We start from the raw sequence: 24204 nt of genomic DNA on the forward strand, positions 1-24204 counted from the left end.
TGCGAATGCGATTGGGCTCGAGATAGAAAAAGGCCCCCGGTCGAAACCGGAGGCCTTCCAATCACCTAGAGCGCAAAAACAGGCGTGAGGGACTCACTGTCGACCGATCGTATTCGCATCACGCCACCACCAGTTGTTGAGAGATTTCATCGTGTTCTTCATGTTGGTGGCTCCTTTCGTGATGCCGTGGCGCGGTCGCACCTAGTTGCTGTTGCGCTGCACTATAGCACAGCGAAGTGTGTGCGGGGAAATCTTTTTTAAAAAGATTTCAGGCGGGTTTCCCGTCGGTCAAAAGAGCGGGCTAAGCGGGCGAGGCTGCCATTGCTGCCTTGCCCGCTCAGCTAAGACGTTACTCCTTATTGCGACGGTAGAGGAAGTAACCGCCCGCGGAGATGACGGCAACGCCAGCGATGGCGAATGCAGCCACCACGCGGCCATCAAAACGATCACCGGTGGTGGGCAGGCCGCCCTTGGTGTTCGTTTTGTTGGTGGTTACTGTGGTCGTGGTGTCCGACTTGCCAGGCTTCTCGGGCTTGGTGGTGGGCTGCTCGGGCTTAGCGGGCTGCTCGGGGGTGCCGGGCTGCTCGGGGGTGCCGGGCTGATCCGGGGTGACCGGATCGGTGGCAAGAGCATCCTTGGCGTAAGTGATGGACACCTTGAGGCCGTTGGTCTCGGTGTTCAGGTCGCTCGGGGTGAAGGGCTTGCTGAAGTCCTCAGCCTTCAGATAAGCGCGCATCTCCTGAAGCAGGGCCTTGCACTTGACATAGGTGTTCTTGGTGGCAGCCTTGCCGGCCTTGTTGGCCAGGGCGGTGCGGCCCTCAGTGGTGGTCTCGGCGAGCATGGCCTTGTCGACCTCGAGGTTCTGCTCGATGAGCTCGTTCTGGAGAGCGTCGAGGTAGGCGCGAACGCCGGTGCCGAGCTGCTCACGGTGCTCGAAGCACAGGGAGCTGATGTCCATGAGGACATAGTTGATGGAGTTCTCGGGCTCCTCGTTGTTCACGATGTCCTCCTCTTCGCAGTGATCGAAGGAGACGGTCTGGTCGCTGTAGTACGGGCTAACCTCGGTGAGCAGTGCGGAGTAGTAGGGGATGGCGACGGAGTAGGCGGCGCGGGAGAGCATCTCCCACTGGATGGTCGCGATCTCGGGGTCCATGCCCTGACGGATCTGGAAGAGATTGACCTCGGTGTTGGTCTCGGTACCAATGGCGTAGGCGCCGTCGGTGTTGGCGTTGAGGCCCGGGACCTTCTCGCCGCGGTTGCCAAACGCGCGGATCATCTCAAAGGTGTTCCAGTCGGACTTGCCGGGCTGGAAGAACAGCGGCTGCGCCTTGCTAACCAGGGCGCCGGTCGTGGCACGAGCATCTTCGCGCTCGTCCTTGACGATCTCGTAGTCGGTGCCCTCGGTGAGCGGCACACCGAAGTAGGCGCGACCCTGGACATAACGGGCCCAAGAATGCATGGCCTTTTCGCTAATTGCCTCGCCGTAGGTCTGGGCAACGTCAAATTGACCGTCATCGAAGTACTTGGCGAAGCCATTCTCCTTAGGCATGGACTCGATGGTCGCAGAGTGGAGACAGTTCGCGGTGTCGGTGAGGTCAACCTTGTAGTTGAGGTTGCCGATGTTGGGGTTGAGCGAGGCGATATCGTCAGTGAGCCTCATGGCGATCCACTGGTGGCCGGAAAGTGCGGCAAACAGCCAAGTCTCGTTGCTGTCGGCGATGATAATCTGATCGTTGCCGCAGGCGCCCTGCTCGTCGATGATCTTGCCGAGGAGCTCGACGCCCTCACGTGCATTGGCGCTTTCACCTAAGATAACGCTGCCGTAGCTGTACTCGCCAATACCGGTTTTGGTCAGGGGGTCTGCTGCCTCAGCATCAGCATTCATGCCGGTGGTCAGCGTTGCGGAGCAGGACACGCCCTTCTCATTGATGCCTGCCTCAGAGTAGGCATCATAGCGCCCGTGCCACTGGGAGGGATGGTCGCGTACATAGGTGTAGCGATACGTGGTCTTGGTCGAGGTATACATGAATGCGGACTCGTCCGAGCCGTACGTATGCCCCGGGCCGTGAGAAGGCTCAATGCCAAAGTGCTTGAGGTAGCGCTTATCGAAGTCCTCGGCGCGGCCATAGTACGTGTCACCGTCGGCCGTCAGCTTGTTGCCCATGTACATCTGCGTGCAGGCGAGCGCAGAGGTCGGCATGGACATGATGGTTGCAGCTCCAAATGCAAGGCCTATGCCAAGCTTCTTGAGCGCGTTGACGGGATGAGTTTTACTCATATTCCCTCCCTGCGTGCGAAAGCCCTCTGTCTCCAGAGGGCTTCACCCAATAATTACACCCCCTTAGCGTAACGAATTCGAAACAATATACATTCATGAAAGTTATTTACTCGATAAGCGTAGCGAAATATGCGATTAACGGTAAATTGAACTCATTTAGTGGGAAATCAATTTGTATAACGCCAGCGAAAAATGTAGCTAAATAAAGCGTCAAGAAAAAAGCGGACCCCTCGCCGGCATGTGGTTTCATGCCGGCGAGGGGTCCGGGCTGCACGGGCCGTCTAAGAGTAATGGCTACTTCTTTCGACGGTGAATCACGTTAATGGCATAGCCGACGAGCATGGCCAAAACGATGACGATAAAGCCAAGGATGGGGTTGTCGTTCACGGGGGTCCTCCTATTTTCCGAGCGGGGAGAATTCGTCGACGATGAGGTCGAGGCATTGCGGAAGCGCGCGGGCTCCAAAGACGCCCGAATTGCTGGAGATAATCTCGCCATCGAACTGCATGCCCAGTGACGGGGTGCAGGTGATCTTGGCTTCCTTGGTCTGGATGATCTTGAACTGTGGGCGCCCGAGTACCTTACCGGCGGGGTCAAGCGCAGCGGTGATCACAGTAGGCAGCAGCTGAACGGTGCGCACGGGTTCGATGACCGCAATGTCGACCATGCCATCGTTCATGCGGCAGTCGGGGAACAGGTTGATGTCGTTTTGAATGACCGAGGTATTGCCCGCCATGCAGCAGATGCCGTCGAGCTCCTCGACAATGCCGTCATGCTCAATCGTAAAGTGCGCCACCGTGGGGTTGGGCGTGGCGAGCGCAGAGAGGAAGTAGGCGATCTCGCCGATGTCGTTTTTGGTGGGAGCGGCCTTCATCATGATCTCGGCGTCGAAGCCCGAGCCGGCGATGATGATAAAGCCGTGGCGCTTTTCGTTGCCGTTCTCGTCGAGCCAAAAGAGCTCGCCCATGTCCACTTTGACCGTGCGACCGGCACGGCAGGCCTTGGCAAGTGCCGCTGCCTCGGGGGCATTACCGATGTTGTTAAAGAACAGGCAGGCTGTGCCGGAGGGGAAGACGAGCGTGGGGACGCCGCATCCGCGCATTTGGTCGAGTACGTTGGAGACGGTGCCGTCGCCGCCCGAAATCACCACGCGATCAAACTCGCGCACGTCTGCCACGGCGTCTTCGGGTTCCATGCCATCGCCGATAAAACGCATCACGACCTCGTCGCCGCCCTGCGCGAGGGCGTGCGTGAATGCGTAGATTTCATCTGAGCTGGGGCCCGATGCCGGGTTGTGGATGATAAGGCAGCGCATACTTACGTTCCCGTTCTGTGACTAACCGAGTATAGTTGTAAGGCAATGCCGATATCCTACCCGTGTTTTTCGGGCCTAACCTTATTCGATGGGTTGATATGTACATTTCCACACATCAGGCTCTACTCGACTTTTGTCAGCGCGCCCGTGAGTTTGACGCGATTGCCGTCGATACCGAGTTTTTGCGCGAGCGCACGTTCCATCCGCGCCTGTGCCTGGTCCAGATTGCCACTCCTGCCGAGAGCGTCGCGGTTGATCCGCTGGTGATCGACGACCTGTCTCCCTTGGCCGAACTCATGGCCGACGAGAGCGTGACCAAGGTCTTCCACGCCTGCTCGCAGGATATGGAGGTCATGCTCCATACCGTGGGCGTGCTGCCACGACCGATTTTCGATACGCAGGTCGCCGCCGCCTTTTTGGGCGAGCGCCAGCAGATTTCCTACGGCGCGCTCGTGCAGACGTTTTGCGGCGTCTCGCTGCCCAAGACCGAGTCGCTGACCGACTGGTCGCGTCGCCCGCTGACCGATAAGCAGATTGAGTACGCGATCGATGACGTCAAGTACTTGATCGTCGCCTATACCGAGATGATGAGTCGCCTGCGCGAGCTGGGCCGTGTGGACTGGGTGCTCGACGAGTTGCGCCCGCTGGCCGACGAGTCGCACTATCGCGCCGATCGCCACGAGGCGTTCCGCAAGGTCAAACGCATCAATTCGTGCAGCCGTCACCAGCTGGGTATCGCGCGCGAGCTCGCCGCCTGGCGCGAGGATCGCGCCGAGCGCCGCAACATCCCGCGCAAATGGGTCATGTCTGACGACACGCTGCTGGCGCTCGTCAAGCGCAACCCTGTGCGCGTTGAGGAGTTCCGTAGCATCCGCGGTACCGATCAGTTGGGGGAGCGCGACGTGGACGGTGCGCTCATGGCCATCAAGCGCGGTGCGAGCTGCCCGCACGATCGCCTGCCGCTCATGGTGCGCGGGCACCGTCAGATTTCGCCGGAGTTGGAGAGCGTGACGGACCTGATGTATGCGCTCATTCGCCTAGTTGCCGAGCGCTCGGGCGTGGCGACCTCGGTCATTGCCTCGCGCGATGACCTGGCCGACTATATTGAGCATCCCGAGCAGAGCCCCCTGCGCGAAGGCTGGCGCTTTGAGCTTGTGGGTTCGCGTCTGGACGATCTGCTCTCGGGCAATATGGGGCTGACGGTCAAAGATGGCAAAATTGAATTGCTATAAGGAAGCCTAGCCGCTTGAGTGGGTAGAATGCCTCCAACGTGTAACTCGATTCGGAGGAATTCGCATGCCTTATTACTATGGATACGGCTTTGGCATCGACCCGCTGTACCTGCTGGTTGTTCTTGTTTGTACAGTGCTTGGCCTTGCTGCGCAGAACTATATCAACTCGACGTACAAGACCTGGTCCAAGGTTCGCTCGGACGGCGACACGGGTGCCACGGTCGCTCGCCGCATGCTCGACGCCAACGGTTGCAACGCCGTGGGTATCAAGGGCGTCGCCGGTGAGCTCACTGACCATTACAACCCGCAGGACAACAACCTGTATCTGTCGGATTCCAACCGTTCGGGCGGCTCGGTCGCAAGCGTTGCTGTCGCTTGTCACGAGGCAGGCCATGCCACGCAGCGTCAAAGCGGCTATGCCATGATGAAGGTACGTACCGCCCTCGTGCCGGTCGTCAACTTTACCCAGAACACCTGGACCATCGTGTTGCTCTTGGGCCTGTTTATGAACATCGCGGGACTCACGACCCTCGCGCTGATCTTCTTCTCGTTTAGCGTGCTGTTCCAGCTCGTTACGCTGCCGGTCGAGATTGACGCCAGCCGCCGCGCCGTGGCGTATATCGAGCAGTCGGGCATGAGTTCCAAGCAGGTCAACGGTGCCAAGAAGGTGCTGACGGCCGCCGCGCTTACCTATGTTGCCGCTGCGCTCACCTCGATTATTCAGCTGCTCTATCTTATGGCTCGCTACAACAGAAACTCCAACCGATAACAAATGGGACAGGCAGGCGCCGCGGGGATTCGTGTCCTCGCGGCGCTGTACTATGTGTTGGACTTGAATTTGCGCAGGGCCGGAGCCCTTGTGCACGATGACGAAAGGAGACTGCGTGGCAGGCTGGAATCTAACCGGCAATGCCGTTTCCGCCGAGTTCGACGGTTCGGACGAGCAGGAGCGTAAGGAGCTCAGCGTGAGCCAGGCGGTAGAGATCGCCGCCGGTGCGCTCGATGCCATTCCGCAGCTGAGTGTCCTGGGCGAGGTCACGGGTTTCCGTGGTCCCAACGCCCGAAGCGGCCACTGCTACTTCCAGATTAAAGACGACTCGGCCGCCGTCGACTGCATCATCTGGAAGGGCGCCTATCTCAAGCGCACCTTCGATTTGCGCGACGGCATGCAGGTGAGCTTTAAGGGCAGCTTCAATCTCTATAAGGCCACGGGCCGCATGAGCTTTGTCGCTCGCTCGTTTTCGCTGGCGGGGGAGGGTCTGCTGCGTCAACAGGTGGCGCAGTTGGCCGAAAAGCTACGCCGCGAGGGGCTGATGGACGAGTCCCGCAAACGCCGCATCCCGGTGTTTTGCTCACGCGTGGCGGTCGTCACCTCGCTTTCCGGTGCGGTAATCGACGACGTCAAGCGTACGCTGCGCCGTCGCAACCCGCTCGTCGAGCTTGTCTGCGTGGGTGCCAAGGTTCAAGGCGAGGGTGCGCCGGCCGAGCTCATTGATGGCTTGCGCCGCGCCGCTTCCATTACGCCGGCGCCCGACTGTATTTTGCTGGTGCGCGGCGGCGGCTCCTTTGAGGACCTCATGACCTTTAATGACGAGGAGCTTGCCCGCGCGGTGGCGGCTTGTCCTGTGCCCGTGGTGACCGGCATTGGCCATGAGCCCGATACCTCGATTTGCGACATGGTGAGCGACCGACGCGCCTCCACGCCCACGGCGGCGGCAGAATCGGTGGCGCCGGCTATGACGGAGTTGGCCGATGTGCTCGAGGCGCGCCATCAGCGTCTGGGTGCCGCGATGGCATCGATGATTGGGTCGGCCCAGGTCGACCTGGAGATGCTCGATCAGCGCGGTCGCCGTGCCTGGGATACCTATACGGCTCGCTTGGGTGATGCGCTCGATGCCGCTGCGTGTCGCCCGTGCCTCAACGACCCCACATTTATGGTCGAGCGTCGCGAATCGGAGCTTGCGCTGACTGCCGATCGCCTGTCGGGCGCCATAGTACGCTCGGTCGGGACATTCCGCTCCAACTTTGAGCGCTTGCCCGAGCGTCTGATTACAAGCACCTCGGGGCTCGATGGTAAGCGCCATGCGCTCACGCTTGCGAGTTCCCGCCTAGAGCATCAAGGGCGCACGATGCTCAGCAAGCCAGCGTCCGACCTGAGCCGTGCGGCAGCGTCGCTCGATGCCCTGTCGCCGCTCAAAGTGCTTGCTCGCGGCTATTCCATCGCGTACAGCGATGATGGTGTGGCTACGAGTGCCAAGACCTTTAAGCCTGGCGACGCCATTCGCGTGCGCATGGCAGACGGCAACGTGGCAGCAACGGTCGATACGGTCGAGTAGACCGCGTTTCGCAGTGATAGACCCTTAGGAAAGGAAACAGATATGGCAGAGAAGACCCCGGTCGAGCAGCTTACGTACAAGCAGGCCTCGCAGGAGCTGGAGCTCATCATCCGCAGCCTGGAGTCGGGCGATATGGAGCTTGAGGAGTCGCTCGAGAGCTACACCCGCGGCGTCGAGCTCCTCAAAAGCCTGCGCACCCGCCTGTCCGATGCCGAGCAGAAGGTCTCGGTGCTCCTTAAGGACGTCGACGGCAACGACGTGCTCGCCGACGGCGAGGCCGCCAACACCGATGATAACCTTTCGTTCTAAGCATCTCGACCAAATATAATTACCTTGGTCTGTAAGAAAGGAACCAGCTATGTGCGATTGCATCTTCTGTAAAATTGCCAACCACGAGATCCCCTCGACCGTTGTCTATGAGGACGACCAGGTCATCGCCTTCGACGACCTCAACCCGCAGGCGCCGGTCCACACGCTCGTGATCCCCAAGAAGCACTACAGCGACATCGCCGACAACGTGCCCGCCGAGACCATGGGCGCCATGGCTCACGCCATCCAGGAGGTCGCCAAGGCCAAGGGACTGGAGGACGGTTTCCGCGTCATTTCCAACAAGGGTGTCAACGCCGGCCAGACCGTCATGCACTTCCACATGCATGTCCTCGGCGGCAAGAACCTGGGCGAGAACCTCATCTGAGGACACGTAGCCCGTCGACTTGGCTGCCTTTGGAGTAATCTATGCAGCTTTCTCAACTCGAATACCTTCAAGCGGTAGCGAACTATGGCGGCGTGCGCAAAGCAGCTCGCGCCGTTCATGTGAGTCCGCAGGCCGTTTCGTCGGCAATCAAAAAGTTGGAATCTGAGTATCAGATTGTTTTGCTCGACCGATCGGCGGGGGAGGCTGTTTTGTCTCCGGCGGGCAGAGAATTTGCGCGTCGTGCACGCGTGATCCTGGCACAAGTCGACGATCTTAAAAAGTACGCCCAATCGAGGGACGACGGCGTCTCGCCCGACGGCCACTTCCGTCTTTACGCCCCCTGCCTTCAAGGGCGGGGGCGTCTCTTTTCCGAAAACTGGTACGACTCGTTTGAAAGCTCGCACCCTCAGATTCACCTTGATGTGTGGCATCAGCCAACGGCTACATGCTTTGAATCACTTGTGCTTGGCATTTCGGATGCGGCCATCTCATTTGAGGAACCAAGGAACAGTGTCCTTTCTTCGAAATACTTGGGTGAAAAGGAGCTCAAGGTTCTTTCGTGCCCAGCGGGTCATCAATCTGTGGGCGCTATGACCGTCCGTGAGTTACTGGGCGGCAGGTTAGCTGTTCCCATTAATTTGTCGCCCTGTCTCAATGCAATCAATCAATGCCCCGAAGCTCAGCTGGTTAATTTCCGCTTCCGCGACGTCGAATACGGAAACAGAGCGCAGGCTGAGTTTCTTCAAGCCGGGGGATTGATATTGGGTTTTTCTGGCTCTTCTCTCGCATCAGATGGATCGGAAGTGAGCGAGTGCTCCATTGAAGCCTCGCATGACGTAGCCTTGCCCATCTACTTCTGCTATCGGCAAAACTCCTGGACCGATCGACACCAGACGGTTTTTCTGCACCTATTGCGTCATCTTGCTTCGTGAGATTAATTGGCTTCGAGGCGTCAAGTGATTATTGACGCCTTGCAACACATAGCTGACAGCTTTGCCCTCATGCTTTTCCAAGATTCCGATTTAGATTGCTGACTCTTGGAGGGCGGAGCATGAAAAACCGTACGGTTTTGCTTTATATGACGTTCGTTTTTCTGTCGAACTTCAGCACCATTTTGTATTTTCTGACGGTTTACCTTGAATTCGTCGGATTCTCGATGGTGGCGATTTCTAGCATGATGATTGCACATCAAGTGAGCAAGTTCATCCTTGAAGTTCCCACTGGCTATATTGCTGATAGGTTTGGACGAAAGACTAGCGGTCTCGTTGGCGTTGTGGGAATGCTTGGATACTACGCCGCCCTGCTTCTCGTCCGTTCTCCTCTGCTTTTAATCGGCGCGTTTGCTCTCAAAGGTTTTGCCGTTGCATGTGTGAGCGGATCCATAGAAGCGATTTACATTGACAGCGTCTCTCAGGACCAGCTCGTAAGACTTAATGTCGTTGAGCGATTTGTTTTCTTTGCCTCTTATGCCATCTCCGCTTGTGTGGGCGGCTTCATTTCGTCTGTCGGTGCATACCTCATTGGTCTTTCGGCAGATATCATCGCAATGGTGTTGACGTTGGTTGTCGTTATCTGCATTCCTGAGATGCGAAGAGGGGGCACTGCGGCGACACCTGAGCTTGGAATGAGCCCGAAGATGATTGGTGCTGCTATTACGGGTAATGGCGTTCTTCGGTCATCGTTCATCATGGACTGTTCTCAGGCATTTGCCTTCGTCGCTCTGGAAGACTTCTTCTCACTGTTACTTGCAGGCCGCGGAATGAATGCCGTCGCTTCGGGCGTGACCATTGCGGTCCAGCTCCTTGCCTCGGCCTCCATGGGGTTTATTGTGCCCAGTGTGATTGCTCGTGTCGACAAGGGCCGTTTTGCGCGTATTTGCGGCATCTTTCGCTTAGTATTGACAGCTTTGTTTTTGATTCCTCTTACTCCGGCTAATTTGCTGCCCGTGTTCTATGTGCTGCAGACGGTCGCCTACTCGTTGTTTGCCCCAATCAAATACTCAGTTTTTCAAAATGCTGCCGATTCATCGATGCGCTGTTCACTGATTTCGGTTCAAAGCCAGATGGTGGCGGTGGGCGCTGTTCTTTTCTATCTGCTCAACGCTGTGTTGAGTAGCGTTGCGGGCATTCGAGTCATATTGCTTGTCGCGCTCGGGATTTCTTCCCTTGTGTATATCCCCGCGCTATTTCGTCTTACAAGTCAAAGGACATGGGTATTTAGACACCGATAACTTATATATCAACGCAATAAACCCGAGCGCGAGGGCGTTTGGGTTTATTATTGAAGCATATGTAACCTGGCGGCGCCACACCGCCTGTTAGTAGGGAGACACATGAACGTTCTGGTCGTCAACGCAGGATCTTCGACCCTTAAGTATCAGGTCATCGATACCAAGTCCCATAAGGTGTCCGCAAAGGGCTCCTGCGAGCGCGTCTGCTTTACCGGCGGCACTTTCACCCATGCTGCCAACGGCTCCAAGAAGGTGACCGAGAACATCGAGTTCCCCGACCACAAGGTCGCCATCGAGGTTGTCCTGAAGGACCTCGAGGCCAACGGCGTCAAGATCGAGGGTATCGGCCACCGTATCGTTCAGGGCGGTTGGTACTTTGGCGATTCCTCCCTCGTCGACGAGGATGTCCTCGCCAAGATCCGCGAGGTCGCTCCGCTCGCCCCGCTGCACAACAACCCCGAGGCCAACGTTATCGAGTACTGCCTGGAGCAGTATCCCGACCTGCCCAACGTCACGGTTTACGACACCGCTTTCCACTTCAACATGCCCGAGGTCGCCAAGACTTACGCCCTGCCCAAGGACGTCTGCGACAAGCTGCACATCCGTAAGTACGGCGCCCACGGCACCAGCTACCGTTACATCTCCAAGAAGGTCGCCGAGATGACCAACGGCGAGGCCCGCAAGGTCGTCGTGTGCCATATCGGCTCCGGCGCTTCCCTGTGCGCCATCGAGGACGGCAAGTGCATGGACACCACCATGGGCTTGACGCCGCTCGACGGCGTTATGATGGGCACCCGCTGCGGCTCCATCGACCCGGCTACCGTGTGCTACCTGCAGCGCGAGGGCGGCTACACCTTCGACGAGGTCGACGAGATGATGAACAAGAAGTCCGGCCTTTTGGCTGTGACCGGCGGCAAGACCAACGACTGCCGCAACGTCGAGGAGCTCGCCGCTGCCGGTGACCCCGAGGCCCAGCTCGCCTTCGATATGTTCGTCTACAAGATTGCCGCCAAGGCGGCCGAGATGGCTACTTCTATGTGCGGTATGGACACCCTGGTCTTCACTGCCGGCATCGGTGAGCACGCTCCTGCCGTCCGCGCCGGCGTGGCCGACCGCCTGGCCTTTATGGGCGTCAAGATGGATCATGCCCGCAACGCCCTGCGTGGTGACGGCGCATGGTGCCTGTCTGCCAAGGATTCCAAGGTTAAGATTTTCGTTATCCCCACGGACGAGGAGTTCATGATCGCTTCCGACGTCGAGCGCATCGTCAACGGCAAGTAATTGCAAAAGGGGAGGGGCTGGACGACCGGGCGCCGTTCGGCCCCTCTTTTGTGCTCGTTGGGCGATATGCCTGATAGTTATTTATTAAGTTGTGATAACTTCTTATTAACATGCGGCCGCCTTAAGGGGTCTGCGCCGACCGTATCGCACTGCAAAGGAGTCTCATGAACGTACTTGTTGTCAACGCCGGTAGCTCAAGCCTTAAATATCAGCTTTTGGATACCGATACCCGCGAGGTTTTCGCCAAGGGCAACTGCGAACGTATCGGTTCGGACATGGGCATCTTTGGCCACTCCGAGAACGGTGGCGCCAAGCAAACCGAGGAGGTTCCCTTCCCGGACCACCGTTCGGCTATCGCACGTGTGCTCGAGGAGCTCGAGAAGACCGACTTTACGATCGATGGCATTGGGCATCGTATCGTTCAGGGTGGCTGGTACTTTGACGATTCCGCGGTCGTTGACGATGAGGTCATGGCTAAGATTCTCGAGGTGGCACCGCTTGCCCCGCTGCACAACTACGGCGAGGCAGCGGCAATCGAGTATTGTCGCGAGATGTATCCGGAGCTGCCCAACGTGGCCGTCTTCGACACCTCGTTCCACATGACTATGCCCGAGGTCGCCTACACCTACGCCCTGCCCAAGGACGTGTGTGACAAGTACCACGTGCGCAAGTACGGCGCCCACGGTACGAGCCACCGCTACGAGTGGATGATGGCCAAGGAGATCCTGGGTTCGCGCTGCCACCGTCTGCTTTCGTGTCATCTGGGCAACGGCGCTTCGCTCGCCGCCATTGAGGACGGTGTATGCTGCGATACCACGATGGGTCTCACGCCGCTCGACGGCCTGATGATGGGCACCCGTTGTGGTTCCATTGACCCGGCTACCGTGTGCTACCTGCAGCGCGAGGGCGGCTACAGCTACCAGGAAGTCGATGACATGATGAACAAGCAGTCTGGTCTGCTTGCCATCTCGGGCATCTCCAACGACGCCCGTGACATCCGTACGCGCGCCTCCGAGGGCGACGAGCGCTGCCTGCTCGCCTTCGATATGTTCGCCTACAAGGCCATGCAGCAGGCCGGCTCCATGATCGCTTCCATGGCGGGCGTGGACACCATTACCTTTACCGCCGGCATCGGCGAGAATGACTGGTCAATCCGCAAGGCCTTCTGCGACTGCTTCGAGTGGCTGGGCGTGCGCATCGACAACAACAAGAACCGCGAGGCCGTGGGTAACGGCCCGCAGGTCATCAGCGCCGCCGGCTCTTCCGTCACGGTCATGGTCATCCCCACCGACGAGGAATACATGATCGCCCACGACGTCGAGCGTCTGACCAAGAACAACTAACGCATTCGTCTGTAATTGACAAAAAGGCCTCCAGAGCAACAGCTCCGGAGGCCTTTTTACTAGCAGGCGGAAATTCCAGTCCCAAAGTGATCATCGCCGGTAACGCCTGCGCTCCCAACAACGGCACTCAATCATTCAGATCCTCAGCCCCAGCTCGTAGCCAAGCCGCCGCCCACTCCAGATTCCCTGACTGCTGCGTGACGGCAGGGACCCTGCAGGGCAAAGCTCTGAAAACATTCCGCAGGACGCAAAGAGGCTCCGCCGCGCGAAGCGCGCAGCGGAGCCTCTTTGCATGTCCGAGGACGTTTTCAGAGCTTTGCCCTGCAGGGTCCCGAGGGGATATGTAAGCTATTCAGCCATCTGAGCCTGGACGGCGGTGATGGCTACGACACCCACGATGTCGTCGGCAGAGCAGCCGCGCGACAGGTCGTTGACCGGCTTGGCGATGCCCTGCAGGATGGGGCCGTAGGCGTCGGCACCGGCGAAGCGCTGGACCAGCTTGTAGCCGATGTTGCCGGCCTCGAGGTCGGGGAACACGAGCACGTTGGCCTTACCGGCGACGGAGGAGCCGGGAGCCTTGAGCTGGGCGACGGTGGGGACGATAGCAGCATCGAGCTGCAGGTCGCCATCGATGGCGAGCTCGGGAGCCTTCTCCTTGCAGAACTTAACGGCCTCCTGGACCTTCTTGGCGACCTCGCCGCCGGCGGAGCCCATGGTGGAGTAGGAGAGCATGGCCACGTGCGGCTCAACGTTGCCCATGAAGGTGGACCAGGAGTGAGCGGAGGCGATGGCGATCTCGGAGAGCTCATCGGAGGAAGGGTTGATGTTGAGGCCGCAGTCGGCGAAGATCAGCGTGCCGTCGGTGCCGAACTGCGGGGTGTCGGTGCACATCACGAAGAAGGCCGAGACCAGCTTGGTGCCCGGGGCGGTCTTGAGGATCTGCAGCGCGGGGCGCAGCGTGTCGGCGGTGGAGTGGCAGGCGCCGGAGACCAGGCCGTCGGCGTCGCCCATCTTGACCATCATGGTGCCAAAGTAGGTAGCGTCCATCACCTGGGCGCGAGCCTGCTCGATGGTGACACCCTTCTTGGCGCGGAGCTCGGCAAACTTCTGCGCGTACTCCTCGTGCTTCTCGGCATTGCGCGGGTCGATGACGGTAGCGCCGGGAACGTTGATCTCGTCGGGGTTGCCCAGGATGACGATCTTTGCCAGGCCCTCCTCGATGATCTTGGTGGCCGCGACGATGGTGCGCGGATCCTCGCCCTCGGGCAGGACGATCGTCTTAAGGTCGGCCTTGGCGGCAGACTTCATACGGTTAAGGAAATCGCTCATGTTACTCCTTACAAGCGTTTTGCTAAGCTCCAGGCGCCCGGCTGTTCACGAATAAACCCGCTGCTAGCGGGTCTACCTTTCAATTATGTTCGCCGCTGTGCTTGAGCTTTCCTTGTGTGGCAAGCTCATTATAGGACGCATTAGCGCTATAATCGCTCTGATAAATATGTCTCGAAGAATGTTCGAGAAAAGCCCAGCTAACGAGCCCGTGGCTTTTGACAAGGAGTATCGATGCAGATTACCTCAGGCCTGCCTGAAGGCTTTAACGCCGGCGCGTACGACATGATTGTCGTCGGTGCTGGATATGCCGGTGCCGTTTGCGCCCGCCGTCTTGCCGAGACCATCGGCTATCGTGTTGCCGTTTTGGAGCGCCGTAGCCACATTGCGGGCAATGCCTATGACTGCACTGACGAGGCCGGAATCCTGATCCACGAGTACGGTCCGCATATCTATCACACCTTTAACGAGCGCGTGCACAATTTCCTGTCGCGCTTTACCAAGTGGACGGATTATCAGCATAAGGTGCTCGCTAACATCAACGGTACCCTTATGCCCGTGCCCTTCAACCATGCGAGTCTCAAGCTCGCCTTTGGTGACGAGCGCGGCGAGGAGCTGTATCAGAAGCTCGTGGAGACCTTTGGCAAGGATGTCAAGGTGCCCATTATGGAGCTGCGTAAGAAGAACGACCCCGACTTGGCCGAGGTCGCCGATTACGTCTACGAGAACGTCTTTTTGCATTACACCATGAAGCAGTGGGGCCAGACGCCCGACCAGATCGACCCCTCGATTACCGGGCGCGTTCCCGTCTTTGTGGGCGATGACGATCGCTACTTCCCGCAGGCTCCTTTCCAGGGCATGCCGCAGGACGGCTATACCGCGCTGTTCGAGCATATGCTCGATCACGATCTGATCGACGTATTCTATGACGTAGACGCCCGTGACCTCTTTGAAATCGACGAGACCACCGTCAAGATCGACGGCAAGGTCTATGGCGGCGAGATCGTCTACACCGGTCCGCTCGACGAGCTATTCAACCTCGACCTGGGCGCGCTGCCGTACCGCACGCTCGATATGAAGTTCGAGACGCTCGATATGGACCAGTTCCAGCCCGTGGGCACCGTCAACTACACCACGAGCGAGGACTATACGCGCATCACCGAGTTCAAGAACATGACTGGTCAGGTCCTGCCCGGCAAGACCACCATCATGAAGGAGTACTCCAAGGCCTATACGCCCGGCTCGGGCGAGACGCCGTACTACGCTATTCTGGAGCCCGAGAACCGTGAGCTCTATGAGCGCTACCTTGAGCGCGTCCAGAACCTGACGAACTTCCACCCGGTGGGTCGTCTGGCCGAGTATCGTTACTACGATATGGACGCCGTGACCAATTCTGCCCTCGATCTTTCGGATGAGATTATCGCCTGCCATGCATAAAGTCATAACATTCGGTATTCCCTCATATAACGCCGCCAAGGACATGGACCATTGCATCACCTCCATCTTGGAGGGGAGCAATTACGCCACCGATATCGAGATTATTGTGGTGGACGACGGCTCCAAGGACGAGACGGCCGCCAAGGCCGACGAGTGGGAGGCCCGTTATCCTGGAATCATCCGCGCGGTGCACCAGGAGAATGGCGGCCACGGTATCGCCGTCCTCTCGGGCCTGCGTGAGGCGCATGGTACGTACTATAAGGTCGTTGACTCGGACGACTGGCTCGACGGTGCGGCGCTTTCGACCATGCTGTCGATTCTGCGTGGCTTTGAGGAGCGCGACCAGCGCGTCGACCTGTTTATCTCGAACTACGTGTACGAGAAGGTTTACGAGGGCACGCATACCGCTATTGGCTACAAGATTGCCCTGCCGCGCAAAAAGATTTTCTCTTGGGACCAGATCGGACACTTCCGTCCCGATCAGAACCTGCTCATGCACAGCCTGTGCTATCGCACCGACGTGCTGCGCGAGTCCAATCTGCCTATGCCGGCACACACGTTCTACGTGGATAATATCTACGCATACGTGCCGCTGCCGCGCTGCAAGACCATGTACTACGCCGACATCGACCTCTATCGCTACTTTATCGGTCGCGAGGGCCAGAGCGTCAATGAGGCCACGATGGTCAAGCGCCTGGGTCAGCAGTTCCGCGTAACGCGCATCATGATGGAATCGTTCCACCTGTACCAGGACGTTGAGTCCTCGCGTCTGCGTTCGTACATGATGGGCTACTTCACCATGATGATGGCGATTTGCTCGGTGCTCACCAAGCTTTCCGAGGAAGATTGTGCCGATGAGCGCCTGAAGACGTTGTGGAAGGACCTGAAGGAGTACGACGAGCGCATGTATCGTCGCGCTCGCTACGGCGTGGTTGGATTCTTTACCAACCTGCATGGACGGGCCGGAGACAAAACCACACTCGGCCTATACCATCTTGCCTCAAAGATCTTCAAATTCAACTAACTGCCGAGTAATCGCTGCTGTTAGGTTGACTGGGCCCCTTGGCCTTTAGTTTGCTACTGCGAACAGTCCTGCTCGCACGGAAAGCACATTAAGTGCTTTCCGGCTCGTGCGGAACTTGTATCAAACTAAAGGCCAAGGGGCCTCTGCTATAAGAATCGATTGTCAGGTTAGTTGAATTTGAAGACCTTAGACGCGCGGTACACAGGGGCCTGAGCTGAAAAGAATAAGGTTGGAAGTCGGTCGGAGGCGGGCGGGCATTACGTTTGTCGCGAGTTCCGCATGCAAAGAAGGCCACTTAATGTGGCCTTCGTCTTGCATAGGACTGTAGAGCAGCAAACGTAATGCCCGCCCGCCTCCGACCGACGGACGAGTGAGATTACTTCGCGGCGCCGGGGATGCCGTGGGAGGTTTTGGCGGTTTTGGCTCCGTTTACGATGGCGGTCTGTAGGGCCCTTACGGCGAGCATGCCCAGCAGGTCTAGGGGTACGGCGGCGCTTGTCTGAGCGTCTAGTTTGCCGCTGGCGAGGGTGTAGATGGTGTCGCCGTCGTTGGTGGTGTGTGTGGGGCGGATGGCGTGCGCATAGGCGTCTGCGGCCATTTGGGACACCTTGGTGGCCTGGGCCTTGGTGAGCTCCACATTGGTGACGATGCAGCTGATGGTGGTGTTGGTGCGGTCGAGCGGCATCTGCATAGAGCTGGCGGCGGCAAAGGCCGCGAGCTCCATGTCGACGATCTGATCGCTATCTGCTGCGGCGCGCATACCAGCGACCCATTCACCGGTGAAGGGGTCGACGATATTGCCGCAGGCGTTGACCGAGACCACGGCACCCACCTTAACAGGGCCGAGTGCCACGGCGGCAGCGCCCAGGCCGGCCTTCATGCAGGTGGCGGGGCCCATGAGCTTGCCCACGGTGGCACCGGTGCCGGCACCTACATTGCCCTGCTCGAGCGTGGTGGGGGTGTTGTCGAGCGCCTCGCGCACGGCGGAGATGCCAGCCTCAATGTTGGGGCGTACGGCGGGGTCGCCAAAGGCGAGGTCGAAGATGCAGCTGGAGCACACGATGGGCACCTGCGTGGGGCCGACGGGAAGGCCGATGCCGCGGCTCTCGAGCTCGCGGGCGACGCCGCTTGCGGCCTCCAGGCCAAAGGCCGATCCACCCGAAAGGCAGACGGCGTGGACCTTGTCCACAGTGTTCTCGGGACGCAGTAGGTCGGTCTCGCGCGATGCCGGGGCACCGCCGCGAACGTCAACACCGCCGGTGGCGCCCTCGGTTGCCACGATTACGGTGCAACCGGTGCCGGCCTCCTCGTCCGTGTAGTTGCCAAAGCAAAAGCCATCGACATCGCAAACGTCAATGGCCTCAAGCAGTGTATCCATGTTTTACTCCTATCGGTTTTCCGCCGGGCCTTATGCCCGGTCGGGATCCGTACGGTACGCCGAAATTGTAGGCGCTGGGGGATACCCAGCGCCAGATGCAATTACGATAGTTTTTGAATCGCACGCGCGACGCGAGCGATGGGCAGGCCCACCACGTTGTAGAAGTCACCCGAAATATCGTGCACAAGCATGCGGCCGCCTGTGCCTTGGATGCCGTAGGCGCCGGCTTTGTCCATGGGCTCGCCCGAGGCGACGTAGCGCTCAATCTGCTCGTCGGTGAGCTCATAAAACGTCACGTCGGTCACATCGACAAACGACAGGCTCTCGGCGGCGTGCGGGGCTATGACGTCTCCGGCTCTAACGATGCAGACGCCGGTTGCGACCTGGTGTGTGCGCCCCGAGAGCTCGTGGAGCATGGTGCGGGCTTCGTCCTCGTTTGCCGGCTTACCCAAAACCTTGCCATCGAAGGTGACGATGGTGTCGGCCGCGATGGTCAGCTCATTGGGCTCGGCGTGCTCGGCGGCAACGGCGGCAGCCTTAGCGCGAGCTAAGCGCTCGACAAGCGTAAGCGGGGCCTCGTCATCAAAAGGAGTCTCGTCGATATCTGCGGGAATGACGCGGATGTCGTAGCCCGCTTCGCGCATCAACTCGATGCGGCGCGGTGATTGCGAAGCCAAAATCATAGCTGAATGCCCTCGGCAACCTTTTCGACAGCCTTGTCTCCGGCGAGCGTACGCAGCAGCTCAAGCGCAAAGGGGAGCGACTGGGCCATGCCGCTGGCGGTGATGATGTTGCCGTCGTGCGTGACCTTGTCGCCGGTATAGACGCCCTCGGGGAAGCTCTTCTCGAAGCCGGGGAAGCACGTGGCATGGCGTCCCTCGAGCAGGTCAAGCTCGCCCAGGATAAACGGGGCAGCGCAGATGGCGGCAACATGCTTGGTCGCGGCGAACTCGCAGACTACGTCGCAGACGCGCTGGTCGGCGCGCAGGTTGGTGGCGCCGGGCAGACCGCCGGGCAGCACGACGCAGTCGTACTCGTCAAAGTTAATCTCGTCAAAGAGCGCGTCGCAAGTTACGGGAATCTGCAGCGAGCTTACGACCTCGCGGGTGGGCATGATCGAGACGAGCGTGGCGCGCACGCCGCCGCGACGCATGACATCGACCATGGTCAGGCATTCAATCGTTTCAAAGCCATCGGCGGCAAGAACGGCAACGCTGGGCATAAGGGTTCCTTTCAAAAAACGGCATACAATTAGCCGTCTTATACCCCGAAGACCTCCGCTTGCCACGCTCGATTTCCCAATGTTTAAAATAGCCCCGTCCGAATTAGCTACCCCCACCCATCCTCAACAATCTCAATCTGTAACATCCATCGACCAAAACTAGCCCCAACTGTTGCAGATCGAGACAGTCCCCAACAGCACTGCCCCGTTCGGGGAACGACCGCCACAGGTACGGCGGGCAGAGGCTCACTTTTTTCTCGGTTTTTCTTGACGGAATCTCACCTGTTGTAGTACTATGCCCCAGTCTAAAAACGCGTGGACTTTTCTGGGCGCTAGCCACCTTTTTGCCACGCAACCGAGCAGTCGGTTGCGTGGCTTTTTTCGTCTTGGCAGCAGGTGCCACATGCACCGCCAGAAGACCGCACGAGCCCACCTTCCGACTGCAGGGAACAGACGCACGAGACGTGCGTCTGCAAGACAGCAGACGGAAGGGAGCCTAATGGCAGGAACAAACACAATCAAGCAGCAGGCCGCCGGGGCGGGAGCCACGGGCGCGGGACAGGCCAAGGCGGCGCTCCAGGTCTTTGCGGGCGGCGCCTGCTACGGCGCGATGGCCACGACCTACAAGCTCGCCTACGCCGCGGGCTTCACCTCGGCACAGGTGGTGGCGAGCCAAGCGTGGCTCGGCTGCCTCTTCTTCGCCCTCGCCACGCTCGCAGGGCACGCACTCGGGCACCGCTGGCAGCGCGTGGGCTGGAAGCTCGCCCTTAAGCTCATGGGCCTGGGAGCCCTCACCTGCCTCACCTCAATCCTCTACTGCTATGCCATGAGTGTGCTGCCCGCCCCGGTGGCGCTCACGCTCCTCTTCCAGTTCACGTGGCTGGGTCTCGTGTGGCAGACCGTCATGACGCGCCGGCCGCCGAGGCCCCTCCAAGTGGCCTCCGCCCTGACCATCGTCTTCGGGACGGTGTTCGCGAGCGGCGTTTACAAGACCGGCATCACCGGGTACGACCCCGTGGCCCTGCTCTGCGCGCTGGGGGCGGCCGTGTCCTGCTCCCTCTTTGTCACCCTCTCCGGCAAGGTCGAGGCCCCCTGCTCGTCCGAGCAGCGCGGCGTCATCGTGTGCGCGGGCTCCGTGGTCATGTCGCTCACGGTGTGCCCGGACTACGTCGTCTCGGGCGTCCTCGCCCAGGGCATCCTGCCCTTTGCCGTCATCGCCGGCTTCTTTGGCATGCTCTGCCCGGTCTTGCTCTTCGGCATGGGCTCTCCGCACCTGCCCGCGGGTCTCTCCACTGTCATGGCCGCCGCGGAACTCCCCGCCGGCCTGCTCATCGCCATGATCGTCCTCGGCGAGCCGCTCGGCGTCGTCGAGTGGCTGGGCGTCGCCATCATCCTCGCCGGCGTGTGCCTGGCACAGGTCCCCTCCCTGCTTGGAGGCCGGGAGGCACGTCGCGCCGCCGCAGGACAAGCCGTCAGCTAGTCACCCCTTCACGGGCGGCCCGCGCGCATCAGGGAAAGGGCCACGGGCCCGGCGCGTGAGGTCGCAAGGACGTTATAAAGCGTCCCCGCAGAGGTGGGGGCGCCAGAGAGAAGGAGGCACCATGCCATTTCCAAAAGGGTTCCTTTGGGGAGGAGCCACCGCTGCTAACCAATGCGAGGGAGGTTATGACGAGGGCGGCCGCGGCCTTGCCAATGTCGACGTCATCCCACACGGGTCGGAGCGCAACGACGTAAGTCGCGGCCTGAGGCGCATGCTCGACTTTGAGCCCGGGTACTACTACCCGGCCCAGACGGGCATCGACTTCTACCACCACTACCGCGAGGACATAGCCCTCTTCGCGGAGATGGGCTTTAAGGTCTTTCGCCTCTCCATCGCCTGGAGCCGCATCTTCCCCAATGGCGACGAGGAGGAGCCCAACGAGGCCGGGCTCGCCTTCTACGAGGACGTGTTCCGCTGCTGCCGCGAGCACAGGATCGAGCCCCTCGTGACCATCACGCACTTCGACTGCCCCATCCACCTCGTCAAGAAGTACGGCGCCTGGCGAAACCGCGCCCTCATCGAGCTCTACAAGCGGCTCGTGAAGGTGCTCTTCAACCGCTACCGCGGCCTCGTGCATTGGTGGATCACGTTCAACGAGATGAACATGATCTTGCACCGTCCCTTCATGGGTGCCGGCATCGTCCTCGAGCCCGGGGAGAATGCCCGCGAGGCCGAGTACCGCGCCGCGCACAACGAGCTCGTGGCGAGCGCCTGGGCCACCAAGATCGCCCACGAGGTCGACCCGGAGAACAAGGTTGGCTGCATGCTCGCCGCGGGAAGCTACTACCCCTACTCCTGTCGTCCCGAGGACGTCCGTGCAGCGCAGGTCAAGAACCAGGAGGACCTCTTCTTCGTGGACGTGCAGGCACGCGGGCACTACCCCGGCTACGCGCTCAAGATGCTCGAGCGCGAGGGCATCGACGTGGGCATGACCGCCGAGGACGAGCGCATCCTTGCGGAGAACACCGTCGACTTCATCTCGTTTAGCTACTACTCCTCGCGCTGCACCGCGGGCGACCCCGACTCCGTGGGCGGCGTCGCCGAGGGCAACGCCTTCGCCGGCGTGGAGAACCCCTACGTGCGCACGAGCGACTGGGGCTGGGTCATCGACCCGCTGGGATTCCGCATCACGATCAACGACCTCTGGGACCGCTACCAGAAGCCGCTCTTTGTGGTGGAGAACGGCCTCGGCGCCTATGACGAGGTGCTTCCCGACGGCACGATCGAGGACGACTACCGCATCGCCTACCTGCGCGAGCACATCGAGGCCATGCGTGACGCCATCGAGCAGGACGGCGTCGAGATGCTCGGCTACACCACCTGGGGGCCGATCGACCTCGTGAGCGCGGGCTCCGGCGAGATGGAGAAGCGCTACGGCTTCATCTACGTGGACCGCGACAATCTGGGCAACGGCACGCTCGAGCGCAGGCGCAAGAAGAGCTTCTACTGGTATCAACAGGCCATCGCCACCAACGGAGGCGACCTGGGCTAGCCGCCCGGGCAATATCACTAAGGAGAAAATAATGGCTGAAAAATACGACGATCTGGCCAGATCCATACTCGAGAACGTAGGCGGCACAGAGAACGTCGCCAGCGTCGCGCACTGCATCACGCGCGTGCGCTTCAAACTCAAGGACGAGTCCCGCGCCAACACTGCCAAGATCGAGGCCCTCAAGGGCGTCATCCAGGTCATCCAGGCCAACGGCCAGTACCAGGTGGTCGTGGGTAACATCGTCGAGGACGTCTACGACGCGGTCCTGGAGGCCGGCAACTTCTCGGGCGGCGCAAGCGCCGACGACGAGCCCCAGGGCGATAAGACCGTTGCCTCCGTCGTCATCGACCTCATCTCTGGCATCTTCCAGCCCATCCTGGGACCGCTTGCCGCCGCAGGCATCATGAAGGGACTGCTTGCCCTCATCACCTACTTTGTCCCGGCCTTTGCAAACGACGGCCTCTACACGCTGCTCTACACCGTGGCTGACGGCTTCTTCTACTTCCTTCCCGTCGCCCTGGCGTTCAGTGCCGCGCGCAAGTTCCGCATGAACGAGTTCACCGGCGTGGCAATCGGCGTGGCGCTTCTCTACCCGACGATGGTCGCCCTGACCTCGGGCGAGGCGCTCGGCAGCATCGACCTCGGCGTGGCCGGCACGTTCTCGTGGTACGCCACCGCCCTCGGGCTCCCCATCATCATGCCCGTGTCCGGCTACGTGAGCTCGGTGATCCCCGTCCTTCTCATGGTGTGGTTCGGCTCTATCCTTGAGCGCTGGCTCAAGAGCTGGATGCCGGCTGCGCTCAAGATGTTCCTTGTCCCGCTCGCCACGATGACGGTCTCCATCGTCTTGGGCTACCTCATCATCGGCCCGGTGGCCACCCTCATCACCAACCTGCTGAGCGCGGCATTCTCGTTCATCTTCCAGCTCCCCGTGGTTGGTTCCGTCCTGGGCAGCGCCCTGGTTGGCGGACTGTGGATGTGCCTCGTCATCTTTGGCTTCCACTGGAGCCTCATCCCCATCTCCATCATGAATCTGAACACCCTCGGCCACGACAGCGTGCTCGCCGCCACCATCGGCCACGGGTTCGCGCTCGGAGCGGTCATCTTTGCCATGTACCTCAGAAACAAGGACGAGCGCTTCCGCGGCATCGCCCTTCCCGCGATGATCTCCGCCTTCTTCTTCGGCGTCACCGAGCCGGGCATCTACGGCATCGCCCTCCCCAACAAGCGCGCGTTCGTCGTGGCATGCCTGAGCTCCGCCGTGGGCGGCGCCATCGTGGGAATGACTGGCGCTCTCATGTACATCTCGGGTGGCCTCGGCGTCTTCAACCTGCTCAACTTTATCGACGGGGCCCCTGGTGGCGCCGGGATCTCCCACATGATCTTCGCGATCATCGCCTCGCTCGTCTCTGCCGTCCTGGCCTTTGTTATCGAGTTCATCACCTACCGGCCCAACGACGATGAGGAAGGCACCCGCTAGCCTGCGCCCTCCTCAATCAGCTCTATGTAATTGAGGGGCAGTTGAGGTGGGTGAGGGCCGAGGGCGATCAAGGTGGCCGCCCTCGGCCCGGGACAACCTGCCAGAAGGCGTTTAGCTTTCTCGGGCGGCGCTGAAATGAACTGCGCCCCGATACTTGGACGGGTCAATTAGCGGCCTATGCCGCACATGGGGACTGATTTCGGAACTCCTCCGGGGTCAGTCCCTTTTGCTTAACCCGCCTCCTCTTGTTCCAGTGAACGGTATAGGCTTCGAGGTCCCGCTTGAACTCCTCGAAGCTCCGCCACGTCCGGCTCCTGTAGAATTCGTCCTTCAGGCGCCCGGGCAGCAGCTCCGTCGCATGAGCTTGCCCTCGCACGCCGCCGGCCCCGGCCGGGTCCGGGCACCCTTCGGCCTCCCGCTGGCCTTCGGCGCGCCCGCACCCCCTGTCGCAAAGCTCTGCTGCAAGAGTCCTCAGCGTGGCGTCGTGCCTGACTCTCCCGTCCATAAAGAAGCCCCCATTTCTAATGTTCAAGAAATGAGGGGCGGTTCAATTTCGGGACGGGGATTAAATAAGGCTCTGTTAGACCAGGATTGAC

Annotated in this window: 21 protein-coding genes; 14 read left to right on the plus strand and 7 right to left on the minus strand. The window is 60.0% G+C overall.

What is annotated here, in order from left to right:
- Nucleotides 1–349: 349 nt before the first annotated feature.
- Together DW211_RS08785 and DW211_RS08790 are read right to left on the minus strand one after the other, a co-directional pair.
- Nucleotides 350–2278 carry a C69 family dipeptidase gene (locus DW211_RS08785; RefSeq protein ID WP_118260346.1) on the minus strand — a complete coding sequence of 643 codons (1929 nt, stop codon included), beginning with the start codon at nt 2276–2278 and terminating at the stop codon, nt 350–352.
- A gap of 397 nt (nt 2279–2675) precedes the next feature.
- Nucleotides 2676–3593: a diacylglycerol kinase family protein gene (locus DW211_RS08790; RefSeq protein ID WP_117637502.1), complete on the minus strand. Its 918-nt coding sequence runs from the start codon at nt 3591–3593 to the stop codon at nt 2676–2678.
- 98 nt (nt 3594–3691) lie between these two features.
- Here DW211_RS08790 and rnd point away from each other — a divergent pair, with 98 nt between their 5' ends.
- From rnd to DW211_RS08835, 9 genes are all read left to right on the plus strand, one after another.
- Nucleotides 3692–4825, plus strand: a complete 1134-nt coding sequence (gene rnd, locus DW211_RS08795; RefSeq protein ID WP_006234315.1) for a ribonuclease D — start codon at nt 3692–3694, stop codon at nt 4823–4825.
- A 64-nt stretch (nt 4826–4889) separates the two neighbouring features.
- Nucleotides 4890–5594 carry a zinc metallopeptidase gene (locus DW211_RS08800; RefSeq protein ID WP_118260348.1) on the plus strand — a complete coding sequence of 235 codons (705 nt, stop codon included), beginning with the start codon at nt 4890–4892 and terminating at the stop codon, nt 5592–5594.
- A gap of 115 nt (nt 5595–5709) precedes the next feature.
- Nucleotides 5710–7161, plus strand: a complete 1452-nt coding sequence (xseA, locus tag DW211_RS08805; protein ID WP_324249364.1) for an exodeoxyribonuclease VII large subunit — start codon at nt 5710–5712, stop codon at nt 7159–7161.
- 42 nt (nt 7162–7203) lie between these two features.
- The gene (gene xseB, locus DW211_RS08810) at nt 7204–7470 is read left to right on the plus strand and encodes an exodeoxyribonuclease VII small subunit (RefSeq protein ID WP_006234311.1); all 267 of its coding nucleotides are present in this window, start codon (nt 7204–7206) and stop codon (nt 7468–7470) included.
- Nucleotides 7471–7519: 49 nt separating this feature from the next.
- Nucleotides 7520–7855, plus strand: a complete 336-nt coding sequence (locus DW211_RS08815; protein ID WP_035137921.1) for a histidine triad nucleotide-binding protein — start codon at nt 7520–7522, stop codon at nt 7853–7855.
- A gap of 41 nt (nt 7856–7896) precedes the next feature.
- Nucleotides 7897–8787, plus strand: coding sequence for a LysR family transcriptional regulator (locus DW211_RS08820; protein WP_118260350.1), 891 nt, complete (start codon nt 7897–7899; stop codon nt 8785–8787).
- A 119-nt stretch (nt 8788–8906) separates the two neighbouring features.
- Complete coding sequence (locus DW211_RS08825) at nt 8907–10085, plus strand: MFS transporter (RefSeq protein WP_118260352.1); 1179 nt, start codon at nt 8907–8909, stop codon at nt 10083–10085.
- A 102-nt stretch (nt 10086–10187) separates the two neighbouring features.
- Nucleotides 10188–11366, plus strand: coding sequence for an acetate/propionate family kinase (locus DW211_RS08830; RefSeq protein WP_006234305.1), 1179 nt, complete (start codon nt 10188–10190; stop codon nt 11364–11366).
- A 164-nt stretch (nt 11367–11530) separates the two neighbouring features.
- Nucleotides 11531–12709, plus strand: a complete 1179-nt coding sequence (locus tag DW211_RS08835; RefSeq protein ID WP_118260354.1) for an acetate/propionate family kinase — start codon at nt 11531–11533, stop codon at nt 12707–12709.
- A gap of 348 nt (nt 12710–13057) precedes the next feature.
- On the opposite strand, the gene pta is transcribed toward DW211_RS08835, so the two are convergent.
- Nucleotides 13058–14038 (minus strand): phosphate acetyltransferase, encoded by a 981-nt coding sequence (gene pta, locus DW211_RS08840; protein WP_006234296.1) that lies wholly within the window; start codon nt 14036–14038, stop codon nt 13058–13060.
- 231 nt (nt 14039–14269) lie between these two features.
- On the opposite strand from pta, the gene glf reads away from it, so the two are divergent.
- Nucleotides 14270–15472, plus strand: coding sequence for a UDP-galactopyranose mutase (gene glf / locus DW211_RS08845; RefSeq protein WP_118260356.1), 1203 nt, complete (start codon nt 14270–14272; stop codon nt 15470–15472).
- Complete coding sequence (locus tag DW211_RS08850) at nt 15465–16496, plus strand: glycosyltransferase family 2 protein (protein ID WP_118260358.1); 1032 nt, start codon at nt 15465–15467, stop codon at nt 16494–16496. The genes glf and DW211_RS08850 overlap by 8 nt, the downstream gene beginning before the upstream one ends.
- Nucleotides 16497–16872: 376 nt before the next feature.
- Here DW211_RS08850 and DW211_RS08855 read toward each other — a convergent pair whose 3' ends face one another.
- The 3 genes from DW211_RS08855 to DW211_RS08865 all read right to left on the minus strand — a co-directional run bounded on the left by DW211_RS08855 (nt 16873) and on the right by DW211_RS08865 (nt 19096).
- Entirely contained in the window at nt 16873–17874 is a 1002-nt protein-coding gene (locus tag DW211_RS08855) for a P1 family peptidase (RefSeq protein ID WP_118260360.1), read from the minus strand.
- 101 nt (nt 17875–17975) lie between these two features.
- Entirely contained in the window at nt 17976–18557 is a 582-nt protein-coding gene (locus DW211_RS08860) for a nucleoside triphosphate pyrophosphatase (protein WP_118260362.1), read from the minus strand.
- The gene (locus tag DW211_RS08865) at nt 18554–19096 is read right to left on the minus strand and encodes a DJ-1 family glyoxalase III (protein WP_118260364.1); all 543 of its coding nucleotides are present in this window, start codon (nt 19094–19096) and stop codon (nt 18554–18556) included. Before DW211_RS08865 ends, DW211_RS08860 begins: the two co-directional genes overlap by 4 nt.
- Before the next feature lie 499 nt (nt 19097–19595).
- Here DW211_RS08865 and DW211_RS08870 point away from each other — a divergent pair, with 499 nt between their 5' ends.
- The 3 genes from DW211_RS08870 to DW211_RS08880 all read left to right on the plus strand — a co-directional run bounded on the left by DW211_RS08870 (nt 19596) and on the right by DW211_RS08880 (nt 23608).
- Nucleotides 19596–20576 (plus strand): EamA family transporter, encoded by a 981-nt coding sequence (locus tag DW211_RS08870; RefSeq protein WP_118260366.1) that lies wholly within the window; start codon nt 19596–19598, stop codon nt 20574–20576.
- Nucleotides 20577–20697: 121 nt separating this feature from the next.
- Nucleotides 20698–22128: a 6-phospho-beta-glucosidase gene (locus DW211_RS08875; protein WP_117635389.1), complete on the plus strand. Its 1431-nt coding sequence runs from the start codon at nt 20698–20700 to the stop codon at nt 22126–22128.
- A 31-nt stretch (nt 22129–22159) separates the two neighbouring features.
- Nucleotides 22160–23608 (plus strand): PTS transporter subunit EIIC, encoded by a 1449-nt coding sequence (locus DW211_RS08880; protein ID WP_118260367.1) that lies wholly within the window; start codon nt 22160–22162, stop codon nt 23606–23608.
- Nucleotides 23609–23783: 175 nt separating this feature from the next.
- On the opposite strand, the gene DW211_RS10410 is transcribed toward DW211_RS08880, so the two are convergent.
- Complete coding sequence (locus DW211_RS10410) at nt 23784–24113, minus strand: IS3 family transposase (RefSeq protein ID WP_197032199.1); 330 nt, start codon at nt 24111–24113, stop codon at nt 23784–23786.
- Nucleotides 24114–24204: the final 91 nt, after the last annotated feature.

This window comes from Collinsella sp. AM18-10 (genome assembly GCF_003471585.1).
In the GTDB taxonomy this organism is placed as follows: Bacteria; Actinomycetota; Coriobacteriia; order Coriobacteriales; family Coriobacteriaceae; genus Collinsella.

What these genes read in the sequence shown, in the direction of transcription:
- DW211_RS08785 (WP_118260346.1), bottom strand. Translation starts at nt 2,278, where the DNA reads ATGAGTAAAACTCATCCCGTCAACGCGCTCAAGAAGCTTGGCATAGGC.
- DW211_RS08790 (WP_117637502.1), bottom strand. Translation starts at nt 3,593, where the DNA reads ATGCGCTGCCTTATCATCCACAACCCGGCATCGGGCCCCAGCTCAGAT.
- rnd (WP_006234315.1), top strand. Translation starts at nt 3,692, where the DNA reads ATGTACATTTCCACACATCAGGCTCTACTCGACTTTTGTCAGCGCGCC.
- DW211_RS08800 (WP_118260348.1), top strand. Translation starts at nt 4,890, where the DNA reads ATGCCTTATTACTATGGATACGGCTTTGGCATCGACCCGCTGTACCTG.
- xseB (WP_006234311.1), top strand. Translation starts at nt 7,204, where the DNA reads ATGGCAGAGAAGACCCCGGTCGAGCAGCTTACGTACAAGCAGGCCTCG.
- DW211_RS08815 (WP_035137921.1), top strand. Translation starts at nt 7,520, where the DNA reads ATGTGCGATTGCATCTTCTGTAAAATTGCCAACCACGAGATCCCCTCG.
- DW211_RS08820 (WP_118260350.1), top strand. Translation starts at nt 7,897, where the DNA reads ATGCAGCTTTCTCAACTCGAATACCTTCAAGCGGTAGCGAACTATGGC.
- DW211_RS08825 (WP_118260352.1), top strand. Translation starts at nt 8,907, where the DNA reads ATGAAAAACCGTACGGTTTTGCTTTATATGACGTTCGTTTTTCTGTCG.
- DW211_RS08830 (WP_006234305.1), top strand. Translation starts at nt 10,188, where the DNA reads ATGAACGTTCTGGTCGTCAACGCAGGATCTTCGACCCTTAAGTATCAG.
- DW211_RS08835 (WP_118260354.1), top strand. Translation starts at nt 11,531, where the DNA reads ATGAACGTACTTGTTGTCAACGCCGGTAGCTCAAGCCTTAAATATCAG.
- pta (WP_006234296.1), bottom strand. Translation starts at nt 14,038, where the DNA reads ATGAGCGATTTCCTTAACCGTATGAAGTCTGCCGCCAAGGCCGACCTT.
- glf (WP_118260356.1), top strand. Translation starts at nt 14,270, where the DNA reads ATGCAGATTACCTCAGGCCTGCCTGAAGGCTTTAACGCCGGCGCGTAC.
- DW211_RS08850 (WP_118260358.1), top strand. Translation starts at nt 15,465, where the DNA reads ATGCATAAAGTCATAACATTCGGTATTCCCTCATATAACGCCGCCAAG.
- DW211_RS08855 (WP_118260360.1), bottom strand. Translation starts at nt 17,874, where the DNA reads ATGGATACACTGCTTGAGGCCATTGACGTTTGCGATGTCGATGGCTTT.
- DW211_RS08860 (WP_118260362.1), bottom strand. Translation starts at nt 18,557, where the DNA reads ATGATTTTGGCTTCGCAATCACCGCGCCGCATCGAGTTGATGCGCGAA.
- DW211_RS08865 (WP_118260364.1), bottom strand. Translation starts at nt 19,096, where the DNA reads ATGCCCAGCGTTGCCGTTCTTGCCGCCGATGGCTTTGAAACGATTGAA.
- DW211_RS08870 (WP_118260366.1), top strand. Translation starts at nt 19,596, where the DNA reads ATGGCAGGAACAAACACAATCAAGCAGCAGGCCGCCGGGGCGGGAGCC.
- DW211_RS08875 (WP_117635389.1), top strand. Translation starts at nt 20,698, where the DNA reads ATGCCATTTCCAAAAGGGTTCCTTTGGGGAGGAGCCACCGCTGCTAAC.
- DW211_RS08880 (WP_118260367.1), top strand. Translation starts at nt 22,160, where the DNA reads ATGGCTGAAAAATACGACGATCTGGCCAGATCCATACTCGAGAACGTA.
- DW211_RS10410 (WP_197032199.1), bottom strand. Translation starts at nt 24,113, where the DNA reads ATGGACGGGAGAGTCAGGCACGACGCCACGCTGAGGACTCTTGCAGCA.